9 protein-coding genes are annotated in these 14,671 nt (G+C 70.6%); 1 reads left to right on the forward strand and 8 read right to left on the reverse strand.

The window, feature by feature from the left end; genetic code table 11:
- Positions 1 to 9 precede the first annotated feature (9 nt).
- Positions 10 to 681 (forward strand): class I SAM-dependent methyltransferase, encoded by a 672-nt coding sequence (locus O6P37_RS05745; RefSeq protein ID WP_269893111.1) that lies wholly within the window; start codon positions 10 to 12, stop codon positions 679 to 681.
- On the opposite strand, the gene egtE is transcribed toward O6P37_RS05745, so the two are convergent.
- The 8 genes from egtE to O6P37_RS05785 form a co-directional block, all read right to left on the reverse strand.
- Positions 678 to 1,814 carry an ergothioneine biosynthesis PLP-dependent enzyme EgtE gene (gene egtE, locus O6P37_RS05750; protein WP_269893112.1) on the reverse strand — a complete coding sequence of 379 codons (1,137 nt, stop codon included), beginning with the start codon at positions 1,812 to 1,814 and terminating at the stop codon, positions 678 to 680. The two genes, O6P37_RS05745 and egtE, sit on opposite strands and share 4 nt — an antisense overlap.
- Positions 1,811 to 2,776, reverse strand: coding sequence for an L-histidine N(alpha)-methyltransferase (gene egtD, locus O6P37_RS05755; RefSeq protein ID WP_269893113.1), 966 nt, complete (start codon positions 2,774 to 2,776; stop codon positions 1,811 to 1,813). The genes egtE and egtD overlap by 4 nt, the downstream gene beginning before the upstream one ends.
- Complete coding sequence (gene egtC / locus O6P37_RS05760) at positions 2,773 to 3,468, reverse strand: ergothioneine biosynthesis protein EgtC (RefSeq protein WP_269893114.1); 696 nt, start codon at positions 3,466 to 3,468, stop codon at positions 2,773 to 2,775. The genes egtD and egtC overlap by 4 nt, the downstream gene beginning before the upstream one ends.
- The gene (egtB, locus tag O6P37_RS05765) at positions 3,468 to 4,727 is read right to left on the reverse strand and encodes an ergothioneine biosynthesis protein EgtB (RefSeq protein WP_408633116.1); all 1,260 of its coding nucleotides are present in this window, start codon (positions 4,725 to 4,727) and stop codon (positions 3,468 to 3,470) included. The genes egtC and egtB overlap by 1 nt, the downstream gene beginning before the upstream one ends.
- A 26-nt stretch (positions 4,728 to 4,753) precedes the next feature.
- Positions 4,754 to 6,037 (reverse strand): ergothioneine biosynthesis glutamate--cysteine ligase EgtA, encoded by a 1,284-nt coding sequence (gene egtA, locus O6P37_RS05770; protein ID WP_269893116.1) that lies wholly within the window; start codon positions 6,035 to 6,037, stop codon positions 4,754 to 4,756.
- 144 nt (positions 6,038 to 6,181) lie between these two features.
- The gene (locus O6P37_RS05775; protein WP_269893184.1) at positions 6,182 to 6,817 is read right to left on the reverse strand and encodes a sensor domain-containing protein; all 636 of its coding nucleotides are present in this window, start codon (positions 6,815 to 6,817) and stop codon (positions 6,182 to 6,184) included.
- An 11-nt stretch (positions 6,818 to 6,828) separates the two neighbouring features.
- Entirely contained in the window at positions 6,829 to 7,257 is a 429-nt protein-coding gene (locus tag O6P37_RS05780; RefSeq protein ID WP_269893117.1) for an organic hydroperoxide resistance protein, read from the reverse strand.
- A gap of 7 nt (positions 7,258 to 7,264) precedes the next feature.
- The coding region (locus O6P37_RS05785) for an amino acid adenylation domain-containing protein (protein WP_408633103.1) at positions 7,265 to 14,671 on the reverse strand (7,407 nt) is incomplete at its 5' end.

The raw sequence follows: 14,671 nt of genomic DNA on the forward strand, positions 1-14,671 counted from the left end.
TTGGTTCGCATGTCTGCTGAAGTGATGGACTGGGACAACGTGTACCGGGGGCAGGGCGGGTTCGAGGGCCCGCCGCCGTGGAACATCGGAGAACCGCAGCCCGAGCTCGCGGCGCTGCACCGGGCGGGCGCGTTCCGCAGCGACGTGCTCGACGCCGGCTGCGGGCACGCCGAACTGTCCCTGGCCCTGGCGGCCGACGGTTACACGGTGGTCGGCATCGACCTGAGCCCCACCGCGATCGCCGCGGCGAACCAGGCGGCTCAGCTGCGCGGGCTGGCCACCGCGAGTTTCGCCCAGGCCGACATCACGGCGTTCAAGGGCTACGACGGCCGGTTCAACACCGTGGTCGACAGCACGCTGTTCCACTCCCTGCCCGTCGAGGGCCGCGACGGCTATCTGCGTTCGGTGCACCGTGCCGCCGCCCCGGGCGCGCGCTTCTACGTGCTGGTGTTCGCCAACAGCGCGTTCGCGGCCGGGGCCCTGATGAAGCCGAACGCGGTCGACGAGGACGAACTGCGGGCGGCGGTGTCGGCGCACTGGGAGGTCGACGACGTGCGGCCGGCGTTCATCCACGCCAACCCGTTTCTGGGACCCGACGCGCCCGACATGTCGGCCCACGACACCGACGACAAGGGCCGTAACAAACTCCCCGCGTACCTGCTGTCGGCCCACAAGGGCTAGCAGGCCTGCTTCGTCCCATCGGCGAGCGCGGCGGCGAACAGCGCCAGGTCGTCGGCGACGGTGTCGACGTGGGGTGAGAGCCGCAGCACCGGCGCGGTCATCTCGAAGGGCGCCCGCTGCACGCCGGCGAAGGTGGTGACCATGCCGCGGTTCGCGATCAGCCAGGACCGCACCCGCTCGGGGTCGGCACCGGCGAGCGGTTCCAGCGTGGTGATCGCGCTGGGTTCGTCGGCGGGTTCGACCACCCGCCAGCCCGGCACGTCGGCCAGTGCGGCCCGGGTGAGTCGGCCGATCGCGGCCAGTTCCTGCCGTATCCGCGCCGGGTCGAGCGCCAGGTGCTCGCCGATCGCGACCGCGAAACCGACGCGGGCGGCGGCGTTGGACTCGCCCTGCCCGAGCTTGTCGATCACGCTCATCGGCAGCCCCCACTCGGCGGGTGGCAGCCGCGGCCGCAGCCGTTGCGCGAAGTCCGGCCGCAGCGCCAGCACCCCGACCCCGCGCGGGCCGGCCAGCCATTTGCGCGACGACGAGTAGATCGCGTCGGGCGCGACCGCGCAGTCGAGATGACCTAGCGCCTGCGCGGCGTCGATCACCAAAGGGATGCCCAGCGTGCGGCACACCTCGGTCATCGCGGTCAGCGGCTGGGCCAGCCCGCGGTGGCTGCCCAACGGTGTCAGGTGCACCAGGGCGGGCGGATCGTCGGCCAGCGCGCGTTCGGCGGCGTCGACGTCGAGCCGGCCTGCGCCGTCGGCGGGCAGTGCGCGCACCTGGAAGTCGTTGCCCGCCATGATCGCCAGGTTCGGGCCGTACTCACCGGGCAGGCAGGCCACCGTGCGCGGACCGGTCCAGCTGCCCAGCAGCAGGTCGAGCCCGATGTTCGACCCGGAGGTGAACACGACGTGCGAGGCGTCCAGCCCGGTCAGCGCCGCGACGGCCGCGCGGGCGGCGTCGAGCACGGGCGCCGCCGCCTCCAGGGCGACGTAGCCGCCGACCTCGGCCTCGTGGACGGCGTGCCGGGCGGCGGCGTCGATGGCGGCCAGGCTCTGCCGGGAACAGGCACCGGAATCCAGGTGCAGGCCCGCGACCGCAGGTCTGGCCGAACGCCACCGTTCGGCGAGGGTGGACGCCGTCATCGGGTGGACAACGACAGGCCGAAGTCGCCGGCGGGATCGGTCCACCAGTGGGTCCGCTGCAGTCCGGCGGCGGCGAGTTCGGCGGCGACGCCGTCGGGCCGGAACTTGCAGGACACCTCGGTGAGCATCTCCTCGCCGTCGGCGAAGTCGACGGTACGGTCCAGCGCACCGATCCGCACGCGCTGCGGACCCGTTGCGCGCAGCCACATCTCGATGCGCTCCTCGCCGGCGTTCCAGCGCGCCACGTGCTCGAACGCCGACTGGTCGAAGTCGGCGTCCAGTTCCCGGTTGACCACCGCCAGCACGTTGCGGTTGAACCTCGCCGTCACCCCTGCGGTGTCGTCGTACGCACGCACCAGCCGGTCGACGTCCTTGACCAGGTCGGTGCCCAGCAGGAGGGTGTCCCCCGGCTGCAGGGTGTCGGCGAGCGCGGCGAGGAAATCGGCCCGCGGGCCTGCGGTGAGGTTGCCGATGGTGGAGCCGAGGAACGCCACCAGCCGACGCCCCACCCGTGGGATCTTGCCGAGGTGTTCCTCGAAATCGCCGCACACCGCGTCGATCTCGACGCCCGGGTACTCCTGCTCGATGGCCGCTCCCGCCGAGCGCAGGATGCTCGCGTCGACGTCGAACGGGATGAAGCGGCGCAGCGATCCGTTGTCGCGCATCGCGTCCAGCAGCATGCGGGTCTTCTCCGAGGTGCCGCTGCCGAGTTCGACGAGCGTGTCGGCTCCGGACGCCGCGACGATCGCGGCGGCCCGCTCCCGAAGGATCCCCGCTTCGGTGCGGGTGGGGTAGTACTCCGGCAGCCGGGTGATCTCGTCGAACAGCTCACTGCCGACGGAGTCGTAGAACCACTTGGGCGGCAACGACTTCGGTGTGGCGGCCAGCCCGGCGAGCACGTCGCGGCGCAGTGCGGTTGCAGCCGAGTCGGCGGCGAGGTAGGTCGCCAGTGTGAAGGTCATGCCGTTCCTTTCAGCGCGGTCACCTCTACGTGCGCGCCGTTGACCCGGACAAGGTGCCGGTCCGGGATCTCCTGCCATTGCGGGTCGTCGTCGTAGGGCTCGCTGGCCAGCACCACGCCGTCGGCGCGCCGCAGCACCGACAGGGTGTCACCCCAGGTGGTGGCGACGAGCTCGGTTCCGTTGCCGGCCAGGATGTTCAGTCGGGCGGCGGGATCGTCGGCACCGACCGCGGCGACGGTCTCACCGAGGTTGTCCATGCCGTTCGAGAAGATCAGCGCCGCCAGCAGCGCGCTGTCGACGGTCGACTCGGCCCGCGCGGACAGTGGCAGCACCGCCCGGTCGACGAGTCCGTTGTGGGACAGCAGCCACTGTCCGTCGGTGAACGGCGCGGACGCGGACGGCTCGATCGGCATGCCGATGCTGGCGGACCGGACGGCGGCGATCACGCAGCGGCTGCGCAGCGCCGGGGCCACCGAGGCGAACGACGCGTCACCCCACAGCGGCGCGGCGCTGCGCCAGCGCCTGACGACTCCTTCGTCGTCGTGGAAGCCGACGCCCCAGCCGTCGGCGTTCATCAGCCCGTGCTTCTGGCGGCGCGGCGCGTAGGACTGCACGAGCAGCCCCGACGGCGGGTCCCAGACCAGCGACGCGATCGAACGCGGTTCGCCCAGCCACCCGAGGTGCCGGCACATCAGATGTCCCAGGCCAGCCGCACGCCGGCGAAGATCTGCCGCCGAATCGGATGATCCCAGTTGCGGAAGCTCGGCCGCAGGATGTCGGGCGCCACCGCCCACGACCCGCCGCGGAGCACCTTGTAATCACCGTCGAAAAATGGCGCGGAGTACTGCTCGTAGAGCATCGGTGTGAACCCGGGCCAGGGCCGCAGCGGGGAGGACGTCCACTCCCAGACGTCGCCGAGCATCTGCTCGGCGCCGTAGGCCGACGCGCCCGCCGGGTAGGAGCCCACCGGCGCGGGCCGCAGCGCATCCCCGCCCAGGTTGGCCAGGAACGGAGTGGGTTCCGAGGCGCCCCACGGGAAGCGGCGGCGGCTGCCGGTGGCGGGATCCCACGCGCAGGCCTTCTCCCATTCGATCTCGGTGGGCAACCGGGCGCCCGCCCACGCCGCGTAAGCCTGCGCCTCGAAGTAGGTGACGTGCTGCACCGGTTCATCGTCGGGGATGTGCTCCACATGGCCGAACCGGGTGCGGGTTCCGTCGGCGTTCCAGAACTGCGGGGCGACGAGGCCGGCGTCCTGCCGGTGCGCCCAGCCGCGGTCCGACCACCACTGGCGGGTGTCATATCCGCCGTCGGCGATGAACTCGCGCCATTCGCCGTTGGTGACCGGCACCCGCCCGATCCGGAACGCCGGCACGTCCACCTCGTGGGCGCCGCGTTCGTTGTCGAGCGACAGGGGTTCGGTGACGGCGTCGACGCCGAGCACGAAGGTGCCGCCGGGCACCTCGACCGACGTGCCTGCGATGCCGGACCGGCCGGTGGGCAACGCGGCGCCCGGCTCGAGCAGCGGCGGCCCGGACCGCAGGTTGAGCGCCTGCAGCATCGTCTCGTTGTGCTGGTTCTCGTGGCTGACCACCAGGCCGAACGCGAACGCGGAGTCGGCGCCGTCACCCGCGTCGGCGGGCAGCCGGTCGAGTGCGTCAAGTGACTTGTCGCGCACGGTCGCACAGAAGGTGCGGGCGTCCGCCGGCGGCAGCAGTGGCAGCTCGGCGCGTGCGGCCCGCGGCTGCAGGAAGGCGTCGTAGAGCCGTTCGACGTCCGGCGCGAGCATGCCCGGCCGGTCGGGGTTCGCGTCACGCAGCAGCCACAGTTCCTCCTGCCAGCCGATGTGCGCGAGGTCCCACAGCAGCGGGCTCATCAACGGGTCGTACTGCCTGCGCAGTTCGGCGTCGTCGAGGTCGACCAGCCGCAGCGTGCGCTCCCGCGCCCGGGCCATCCCGTCCGCCAGCGCCTGTCGTGAGGTCAAGACTCACCTTTCACGAGTCGGTGCACCGCGGGTCCCACGCCCCACTCCACCACCCGGTCGGAGAAGTCGTCGGCCGGACTGCGGCCCTCTTCGACCGAACGCAGCAGCAGCGCCATCGATTCCGCCAGCTCGTCGGGCGTGCGTTCGGCGACGATCTCGACGCAGCGCAGGGCCGCGGCGTGCAGCCTGCGGTCCTCGAGACCGACCTGCGCCGACCGGTCCCATGCCGTCGCGACGGGTTCGGTGGCTTCTGCGGCGGCGTCGGCAGCGGCCGGGTCGTCGAGCAGCGTCGTCATCGCGAACACCACCGCGGGCCACAACGCGTCCGGCACGCTGTCCAGGTAGCGGATCTCCAGCCAGCGCCGCGGCCGCACCGGCGGGAACAGCGTGGTCAGGTGGTAGTCGAGATCGGCCTCGGTGGGCCGGCGGCCGCCGAGCACCGCCAGCCCGTCGGCCCAGTCGGCGAACGGCACCCAGTTGGTGACCGGCAGCGCCTGCATGTCGGGCGGGTTGTGCACCAGCATGACCGGGGCACGCAGCGCGTAGCGCGCCCATTCGCCCGCCGGATCGTCGTCGCCGTCGGCGCTGAGCACGGGCCCGCACCGGGCCGAGTCGAGCCGGCTCCAGACGCGCTGGCGGGCGGACTGCCATCCGGTGAACTCGCCGCCGAGCAGGGGTGAGTTGGCGGTGATGGCGACCATCGTCGGGCCGAGCGCGTGGGCGAGACGGACCCGGTCGGCCCAGCCGGCGCGCGGCCCGGCGTCGAGGTTCACCTGCACCGAGGCGGTGGACGTCATCATCGCCGCGCCGGCATCGGCGGTGCCGCTGGCGGCGAAGAACTCCTCCATCGCGCGGTAGCGGGCGCCGGGGTTGACGCGCTGCGGCGGCCGCAGTGGGTCGGCGCCGAGCAGCACGAGGGCCAGGCCGGCTTCGGCGAACGCCTCGGTCAGCACCGCGCGGTCGGCCGCCATCGCGGCGATCGCGGGTAGTGGCCCGTCGGTCGGCGGTCCGGAGATCTCGACCGCCCCGCCGGGTTCGACGGTGATGGCGCCACCGCCGGGCAGCGCGGGCACCTGCGCGATGACGTCGGTGATCTCGTCCCACCCCGGGCGGCGCATCGGGTCGGCGCGGTCGAAGCAGTGCGCCTCGATCTCGAGGCCGACCTTACCGACCGGCCCGTCCTGCAGACAGGTGGCGGTGATGTGGCGGGCCGCGTCGGCCGCGGAGGCGAATCCCACGGCGGAGTCCGGGCGCACGGCGGACCTGATGGGCATAGTCATCTCAACCATCCCTTCGGGCCCGGGCTGGACCGCTGGCGGGCGTGCGCGGTGACCGGCTGATCGCCGCTACCCCCTATATCTTCCAGAGAGGACCGACAAAGTCGCGCCAATTCACCGTGACAGCTTGATGACAGGCGCGGCGGACTATTGCCCGAGCGTGTTCTGCATGGCGCCGGCCAGCACGTTGACGGCGGGACCACCGTTGCCGGACTGACAGACTTTTGCCTGAAGCAGAACGTTCTCCCGCTTGCGGGTGGTGGTGAAGCACCGCCGGTCCGTCCCGGCCTCCTGCTTGACCCAGTCGGCGTCGGTCGCGGTGGCGGGGCCGCCGCTGAACGTCCACACCTGGGTGGTCCCGTTGTTCAGGTGCATCGCCGTGGTCTGGCCTGCGCACCCCGCCGTGCGGTCGGTGACGCGGTGGAACGCCCGATCGGCGGCGTCGGGGTTGGCGTAGACACCGACCGCCTGCTTGACCAGGTGGGTGGCGTCGGTGGCCGACGTCTGGGCGACCGCCCCGTTGAACGAGGCCAGGTCGGGATCGCCGTAGACCTCGGGCAGCCCGACGTCGGCCCAGTTGTTGCACGCCGGGTTGTCGACGGAGAAGGTCTGCACCGGATCGGTGAACACCGACTCCCACCGCATCGGACCGCCGACGATGTTGCCCACCGAACCCTTGGCCAGCACCGCGTAGGACACCACGCCGGGATCCGACGGCCGCGCCGCCGCCAGAGGCGCCGACGCGATGAGCGCCAGCCCGGCGCCCAGCACGGCCCCGACGATCGCGCGCACGGCTAGACCTTCGCCGACAGCTTGACGTCGATGTTGCCGCGGGTGGCCTTCGAGTACGGGCACACGCCGTGCGCCTTCTGCATCAGGTCGTCGGCGGCGCTCTGCTCGAGGCCGGGCAGGTAGCCGATCAGATGGGCGGTCAGGCCGAAGCCGCCCTCGGAGTCGGAACCGAAGCCGATCTGCGCGGTGATGCCGCTGGCGTCGTCGATCTGGACCTTCTCGTTCTTCGCCACCAGGCGCAGTGCGCCGAGGAAGCAGGCGGCGTAGCCGGCCGAGAACAGCAGTTCGGGGTTGACGCCCTCGCCGCTGCCGCCCAGCTCCTTCGGCGGGCGGGTGTCCAGGTCGAGCTTGCCGTCGGCGGACTTGACGTGACCGTCGCGGCCGCCGCCGCTCGCCGTGGACTCCGCCGTGTACTTGACGTCGATGCTCATGGCTCGATCATGCCAGCCGCGCCGCGGACGGCCGCCGAAGGACAGCCGCCGTCTCCGCGCCCTCGCGCCCCGCGGACTGTTCTTCCTCGATCTCGGTGGTCATCGTCGTCAACACCATGCCCAACCGTTGCGTCAGCGTGTCGATCCGGTTCTCGTCGAACACCTCCGCGTCGAACTCCAGTCGAATCGTCAACACGTCGCCCGGGATCGCCTGCACCGTCAACGGGTAGTGGTTGTACTCGCGGTTGGTGAAATCGGTGATCGCCAGGCCGTCGGGGCCCAGCGGCGCGTCGGTGTCGACCGGGTAGTTCTCGTAGACGAACATCGTGTCGAACAATCGATCCTGACCGACCACGCGGTGGATCTCCGCCAGCCCCAGATGCTGATGCTCCAGGGTGTCATTGTGCGCACCGTGCAACTGCGCGAGTAGGTCCGACACCGTGGTCTCCGGTGTGAACGTGGCACGCACGGGCACCGAATTGATCAACAGTCCCACCATCGACTCCGCGCCGGGAACCTCGGAGCGGCCGGAGGTCGTGACGCCGAAAGCCACATCGTGGCGGCCGGTCAGCGACGTCAGCAACAGCGCCCAGGACCCCTGCAGAACCGTGCTGACCGTGGTGTGTTCCCTGCGCGCCAGTTCCCGGATGAATCCCGTCGTCTGCTCGGACACCTCCAACGACACCGCACCGCGCGGCCCCGGTTCCAACCCGTTCGACGGCGCCACCAGGGTCGGGGTGTCGAATCCGGCCAGCACCTCGCCCCATGCGGCGCGCGCGCTGTCGAGGTCCCGCCCGGCCAGCCAGGTCACGAATTGGCGGTAGGGCACCGCCGCGGGCAACGGGAGTCCGTAGTAGCCGGCGAAGATCTCCTGCAACAGGATGGGCATCGACCAGCCGTCGACCACGATGTGGTGGAAGGTCAGCACCAGGCGGTGGCGGCACTCGGTGCGGATCAGCGTCACCCGGAACGCCGGCGACTTGTCGAGGTTGCACACCGCCGCGCGTTCGGTCTTCGACAGCTGCTCGATCTGCTCGTCCACGTCGTCGATGCCGTCGATCTCGATGTAGCGCCATGCCGGCATCGGATCGGCCGGGATGATCTGCACCGGCTCGTCGAACTGTGCGCAGAACCGCGCCACCAGATGGGGATGTCGGCACACCACCGCGTTGACGGCCTTGTGCAGCCGGTCGGCGTCCAGCGGCCCGGCGACCGTGAAATCGAGCTGCGTCGCGTACACGTCGTCGCCGACGTGCACGGTGTCGGCGAGGAACAGCAGCCCCTGCTGCATCGGGGTCAACGGCAGCACATCGGCGATCTGGAAATGCCGTGTCAGCTCGTCGATGTGCCGCTGCGTCAGTCGTGCCGGCGCGACGTCCGACGGCGTCAACCCGCCACCACCGTGCTGCACATGCGCGCAGATGCCGGCAAGCGCCTCGAACCACAACCGGCCCAGGCGTTCGATCTGCTCCTGCTGCAGCACCGAGGCGGCCCACGTCCATTTGGCACGCAGCTCGGGGCCGGTGTCGGTGTCCATGGTCAGCGCGTTCAGTTCTACGGTGTGCGACAGCGGCATGGGTATCGCCGTCGCGGCCACGTCAAGCGACGCGTCCTCGCTCGGCCGCCACACATCATCGGACAGCCCTGCGGCGCCCCCACCGAGGCGGCCAAGGTAGTTGAAGCCCGCCGTCGGTTCGGATCCGGCCAGCTCGACGTGACGGTTCAGATACCGCAGCAGACCGTAGCTCAGCGGGTCCGGCAGCGCGCGCAACTGTTCCTTGGCGCCCTTGACAATCGGACCCAGCCCCCCGTCACCGGAGACCACTTCGTCCCAGGACAGATCACCGGTTCGCAGGGCCACCGGGTACTTCGCGGTGAACCACCCCACCGTGCGGGACAGGTCGACGCCGGCGACCAGTTCCTCGTCGCGGCCGTGCCCCTCCACATCGATGCCGATCGGGCTGCCGGCGGCATCCGCGAACTCCGCCAGCGCCAGCCCGAAGGCGATCAACAGAATGTCCTGCACCCCGGCGTGGAACGCCGTCGGCACCTCTCCGAGCAACATCCGAGATGTCTCGCGGTCCAACGTCATCGACATGTGGCCGGCAGAGGCGTAGGTGTCCAGTTCCGGCCGGACCGCGGGCAGCACCGCCGGGATCGCCGTGATGTCCCGCCACGCGTCGGCCTTCTCGACGACTCTCGCGTCGTGCGCGTGGTCGTTGAGCAGAGCGGACCACCGCGCGAACGACGTGCCACCTGCGGGGAGCGTGATCGACTGCCCGCCGCGGTGCTGCATCCACGCGATGTTGAGGTCTTCCAACAGGATTCGCCACGACACACCGTCAACGGCAAGGTGGTGGATGATCACCGCCAGCCGGCCCGTCCCGGCCGCCCACACCGCCTTCAGCATGGTTCCGGCGACCGGATTCAACCGGGCCTGCGCCGCGATCAGGGTCGCCTCGGAGAGGACGTCCACCGTGAGCAGGCAGTCGCCCGCGTCGACGGATCCCGGTTCCGGCACGTGCAGCGCCCACTGCCCGGCACCGTCGTCCTGGACGCGCAACCGCAGCGTGCCGTGGTGGTCCAGCAGCGCCTGCAGCAGGACCACGACATCGGCTGCGGTCGCCTCGGCCGGGGCCTGCACCACCATCGTCTGGTTGAACTGCTCGGTGGGGCCGTCGACCGTCTGCAGCCACCGCGTGATCGGCGTCGCGGCCACTGGCCCGACACCCTCGTCGACCACATGTACACCCTCGGTCGTTCCGACCACCCGTGCCAGCCGGGCGACGGTCTGCTCGGCGAAGACGTCACGCGGCCGGCACGTCAGACCGGCGGCCCGGGCCCGCGACACCACCTGCATGGAAAGGATGCTGTCGCCGCCCAATTCGAAGAACGAGTCGTCCGTGCCCACCCGCTCCAGACCCAGTACCTCGGCGTAGATGCAGGCCAGCACCTCCTCGACCGCATCGGCGGGTCCGCGGTAGTGATCGCCGGCCTGGTACTCGGGAGCAGGCAGTGCGCGGACGTCGAGCTTGCCGCTCATCGTCATCGGCACCACCGTCAACGGCACCACCGCGACGGGCACCATGTAGGCCGGCAGCCGATCCGCCAGTTGTCTGCGGACATCAGAGGGCTCGGCGGTGCCCGTGAAGTAACCGACCACCCGCTTGTCGCCGGGGCGGTCCTCGCGAGCGATCACCGCCGCCTGCTCGACCCCGTCGACCTGTGCCAGCACCGCCCGTATCTCACCGAGTTCGATGCGGTGACCGCGAATCTTGACCTGCTCGTCGGCACGGCCCAGGTACTCCAGCTGCCCGTCGGCGATCCAGCGCACGAGGTCACCGGTGCGGTACATCCGCGTCCCGGTCGACCCGAACGGGCACGCCACGAACCGGGACGCTGTCAGACCCGAACGACGCAGATACCCGGTCGCCACGCCGCGGCCGGCGACGTACAGCTCACCGACCACCCCGGCAGCCACCGGGCGCAGCCATCCGTCCAGCACGAGTGCCGCCGCCGTGGCCACGGGCTTACCGATCGGCACAGTGGATCCCGTCGTCAACGGGGCGCTCATCGACACGTAGATCGTGGCCTCCGTCGGACCATAGGCGTTGACGACCACCCGACCCGGTGCCCATCGATCCACCACCTCTGCCGGACACGCCTCACCGCCCAGCAGCAGCGCCACCGATTCCAGACCTTCGTGCGGGAGCATGCCCACCGCCGAGGGGGTCTGGGTCAGAACGTTGACCCCTTCGCGGACCAGCAGCGCGTGGAAGTCCTGCGGTGAACTCGTCACCGCCTCCGGTACCACCACAAGCCGCCCACCACCGAGCAGCGCCGCCCAGACCTCCCATACGGAGAAATCGAATGCGTAGGAATGGCATTGAGTCCACACCTGCTCGGCGGGCAGGTCCGCAGGTGACGAATGCGCGATGTGGACCAGGTTGCTGTGGGTCACCCCCACACCCTTCGGGGTGCCGGTGGTGCCCGAGGTGTAGATCACGTAGGCGATCAGGTCGGCTTCCGGCGCCGGCAACGGCGTGACCGGCTCAGTGCCGATCGCCGGATCGTCGGTTTCGACGACCACCAGGTCGCGGCCGTCGAACCGGTCGGCCAGCGGCGCCGTGGTGATCGCCGCTACGGGCGCAGAGTCCTCGAGCATGAACTCCAGCCGCGACGTCGGCGCCCCGGGGTCGAGGGCGAGGTAGGCCGCCCCGGCCTTGAGCACCGCCACCATCGCCACCACAGCCTCGGCCGAGCGGGGGAGCAGGAGTGCCACACAGTCTCCGGGACCGATACCCTGGCCGATCAACCTGTGCGCCAGTCTGTTCGACGCTTCGTCCAGCGCCTGGTACGTCAGCGACCGGCCTTCGAAGGTCACCGCCACCGCCTCCGGTGCGCGTGCCGCCTGCGCTGCGAACAACGCGGGGATCGACGCCGACGTCTCGACGGGCGCCGACAACACAGCCCGGTTGCCGATTCTGTCGAGCCGGGCCCGTTCGTCCTCGCCGATCAGATCGAGCGACGACAGCGGCGCGGTCGGGCGGGCGGCCATCGTCGTGAGTATGCGTGTGAACCGTTCGACCAGCGTCGCGACGGTGCGGGGTCCGAACACGTCGGTGTCGTACTCGAACCGCAGGCGCAGTTCGGCGCCCGGAAGGGCCTGCATCGTCAGCGGGTAGTGGTTGTATTCGCGGCTCACAACGCCGGTGACGGCCAGTCCGTCTGCATCGGCGAGCGCAGCGTTGTCGACGGGGTAGTTCTCGTAGACGAACATCGTGTCGAACAGCCGGTCGTGTCCGGCGGCGCGGTGGATCTCCGGCAGCGCCAGATGCTGATGCTCCAGGGTGTCGTTGTACGCGCGCTGCAGACCGGCGAGCAGGTCGGCGACGGTGGTCACCGGGTTCAGACGCGCCCGCACCGGCACCGTGTTGATGAACAGCCCCACCATCGATTCGACGCCCGCCACCTCGTCGGGACGTCCCGACACCGTGGTCCCGAACGCAACGTCGTAGTGTCCGGTGAGCGAGGTCAGCAGCAGTGCCCATGCCCCCTGCAGCACCGTGCTGACCGTGGTGTGCTGCGAGCGGGCGAGGTCGCTCAGCGCCCGGGTCGTCTGCTCGGACACCGTCCATGCGTTGATCCCACGCGGCCCGAACTCCATCCGGTCGGCCGACGCGACCAGCGTCGGGGTCTCGAACCCTTCGAGCACCTCACGCCAGGTGGTCCGGGCGGCGTGCAGGTCGCGGTCGGCCAACCAGGTCACGAACCGGCGGTAGGGCACCGGCGCGGGCAGGGAGTGTCCGAAGTATCCGGCGAAGATCTCCTGCAACAGAATCGGCAGCGACCAACCGTCGAGCACGATGTGGTGGCTGGTGATCACGATGCGGTGGTCGTGCTCGGCGGTGCGGACCAGCGCCACCCGGAACGGCGGGGAGTCGGCCAGGTCCCAGACGGCGGCCCGTTCGGCCGCACAGATCTGCACCATCTGCCCGTCGATGTCGCTCTCGTCGTCCAACGCGACATGACGCCATCCTGCAGCAGGATTCGCCGGGAGGATCTGCACCGGTTCTTCGAACCGGTCGCAGAAGCGGACCACGAGATGAGGATGGCGGCGGGCGACCGCCTGGACCGCCGCGGCAAGCGAGTCCGCGTCCACCGCTCCTCGCACGCTCAGCTCCAACTGCACCGCATACACGTCGTCGCTCTGGTGCTCATCGGCGTCCACGCCGCCGGCGTGGAAGAACAGACCACGTTGCAACGGTGTCAGCGGGAGCACGTCGGCGAGGTCGTACTGCTGCGCAAGCTCGTCGATCTGTATCTGATCCAGTCGCGCCGGGGCGACGTCCGAGGGGGTCAGTCCGCCACCGCCGTGGTGGACGTGGGTGCAGATGGCGGTCAGGGCGTCGAACCACAACCGACTCAGCCGGTCGATCGCGTCGTCGTCGAGAGCTGACCGTGCCCATGTCCAGGTCGCGTGCAGCCGCGGACCCGCCTCGGTGTCGATGGTGGCGGCGTTGACTTCTACGGTGTGGGTCAACGGCATCGGGATCGCCGCGGCGACGGCGCTGACCGACAGTCCGGTGGCGGGCTGCCACAGACACTCGGAGAGCTCCGCTACTGCCCCGCCGCGGCGGCCGAGGTAATTGAATCCGATGACCGGGTCGGACAGGCCGGGATCGACGTGAGGGTTGAGGTAACGCAGCAGCCCGTAGGTCACGCCGTCGGGCAGGGCGCGCAATTGTTCCTTGGTGTCCTTCACCGCTGCGCCCAGTGCGGTGCCGGCGGAGAGCACCTGCGACCAGGACAACCCATCGACGGTCAGTGCGACCGGATATTTGGTGGTGAACCAGCCCACCGTGCGCGACAGGTCGACGTCGACCGCCATGTCCTCGTCGCGGCCGTGACCTTCGACGTCGATGCCGATCGGCGCGCCCGGTGTGCCCAGGAACTCCGCCCACGCCATGGCGTAGGCGCTCAGGAGGATGTCCTGCACCCCGGCGCGGAATGCGGTGGGGACGGCGCCGAGCAGTGACCGGGTGGTCTCGGCGTCGAGTTCCACAGACAACTGCCCGGCGGTGGCGTAGGTGTCGGACTCCGGACGGGGTGCGGGCAGTGCCGCCGGGGTGTCGGCCACTTGCCGCCACGTGTCCGCCGACCCGGTCACCGCATCGGCGTGTGCGTGCTCGGCGAGCGCGGCGGCCCACCGCGCGAACGAGGTGCCGCCGGTGGGCAGGGCGATCGGCTGCCCGCCGCGGTGCTGGGCCCAGGCGACGTTGAGGTCCTCGAGGAGGATTCGCCACGACACTCCGTCCACCGCGAGGTGGTGCACCACGAGCGCCAGCTGACCCGTCTCGGTGGCCCATACCGCGCTGAGCACCGCCCCGGCGGCCGGGTTCAGCCGCGACCGTGCCTCGATCACGGCGCGATCGGTGAGCACGTCCCCTGTCTGCAGGCAGTCGGTCGCCCTGACCGCACCGGGCTCGGGCACACGCAGCGCCCAACCGTCGGCGACGTCGAGCTCGGCGTCGGCGTGCACCCGCAACATCGGGTGGTGGTCGAGTAGGGCCTGCAGCATGACGACGACGTCGGCCTGTGTCACCCCCGCAGGGGCCTGCACCACCATGGTCTGGTTGAACTCGTCGACCGGCCCGTCCACGCTGCGAAGCCAGCGGATGATCGGGGTCACCGGCACGGGACCGATCCCGTCGTCGACGACGACCGCGCCGCCTGCGGTCCCGACCACCCGGGCCAGCCGGGCCACCGTCTGCTCGACGAACACATCACGCGGCCGACAGCTCAGACCTGCCGCCCTGGCCCGCGACACCACCTGCATCGACAGGATGCTGTCCCCGCCGAGTTCGAAGAACGAGTCGTCGACCCCCACCCGATCCAATCCCAGCACCTGGGC

The sequence above is a fragment of the Mycobacterium hippophais genome, from assembly GCF_027529605.1.
In the GTDB taxonomy this organism is placed as follows: domain Bacteria; phylum Actinomycetota; class Actinomycetes; order Mycobacteriales; family Mycobacteriaceae; genus Mycobacterium; species Mycobacterium arseniciresistens.

Excerpts from the sequence above, each read along its gene's own strand:
- O6P37_RS05745 (WP_269893111.1), top strand. The coding sequence starts at position 10 with ATGTCTGCTGAAGTGATGGACTGGGACAACGTGTACCGGGGGCAGGGC.
- egtE (WP_269893112.1), bottom strand. The coding sequence starts at position 1,814 with ATGACGGCGTCCACCCTCGCCGAACGGTGGCGTTCGGCCAGACCTGCG.
- egtD (WP_269893113.1), bottom strand. The coding sequence starts at position 2,776 with ATGACCTTCACACTGGCGACCTACCTCGCCGCCGACTCGGCTGCAACC.
- egtC (WP_269893114.1), bottom strand. The coding sequence starts at position 3,468 with ATGTGCCGGCACCTCGGGTGGCTGGGCGAACCGCGTTCGATCGCGTCG.
- egtB (WP_408633116.1), bottom strand. The coding sequence starts at position 4,727 with ATGGCCCGGGCGCGGGAGCGCACGCTGCGGCTGGTCGACCTCGACGAC.
- egtA (WP_269893116.1), bottom strand. The coding sequence starts at position 6,037 with ATGACTATGCCCATCAGGTCCGCCGTGCGCCCGGACTCCGCCGTGGGA.
- O6P37_RS05780 (WP_269893117.1), bottom strand. The coding sequence starts at position 7,257 with ATGAGCATCGACGTCAAGTACACGGCGGAGTCCACGGCGAGCGGCGGC.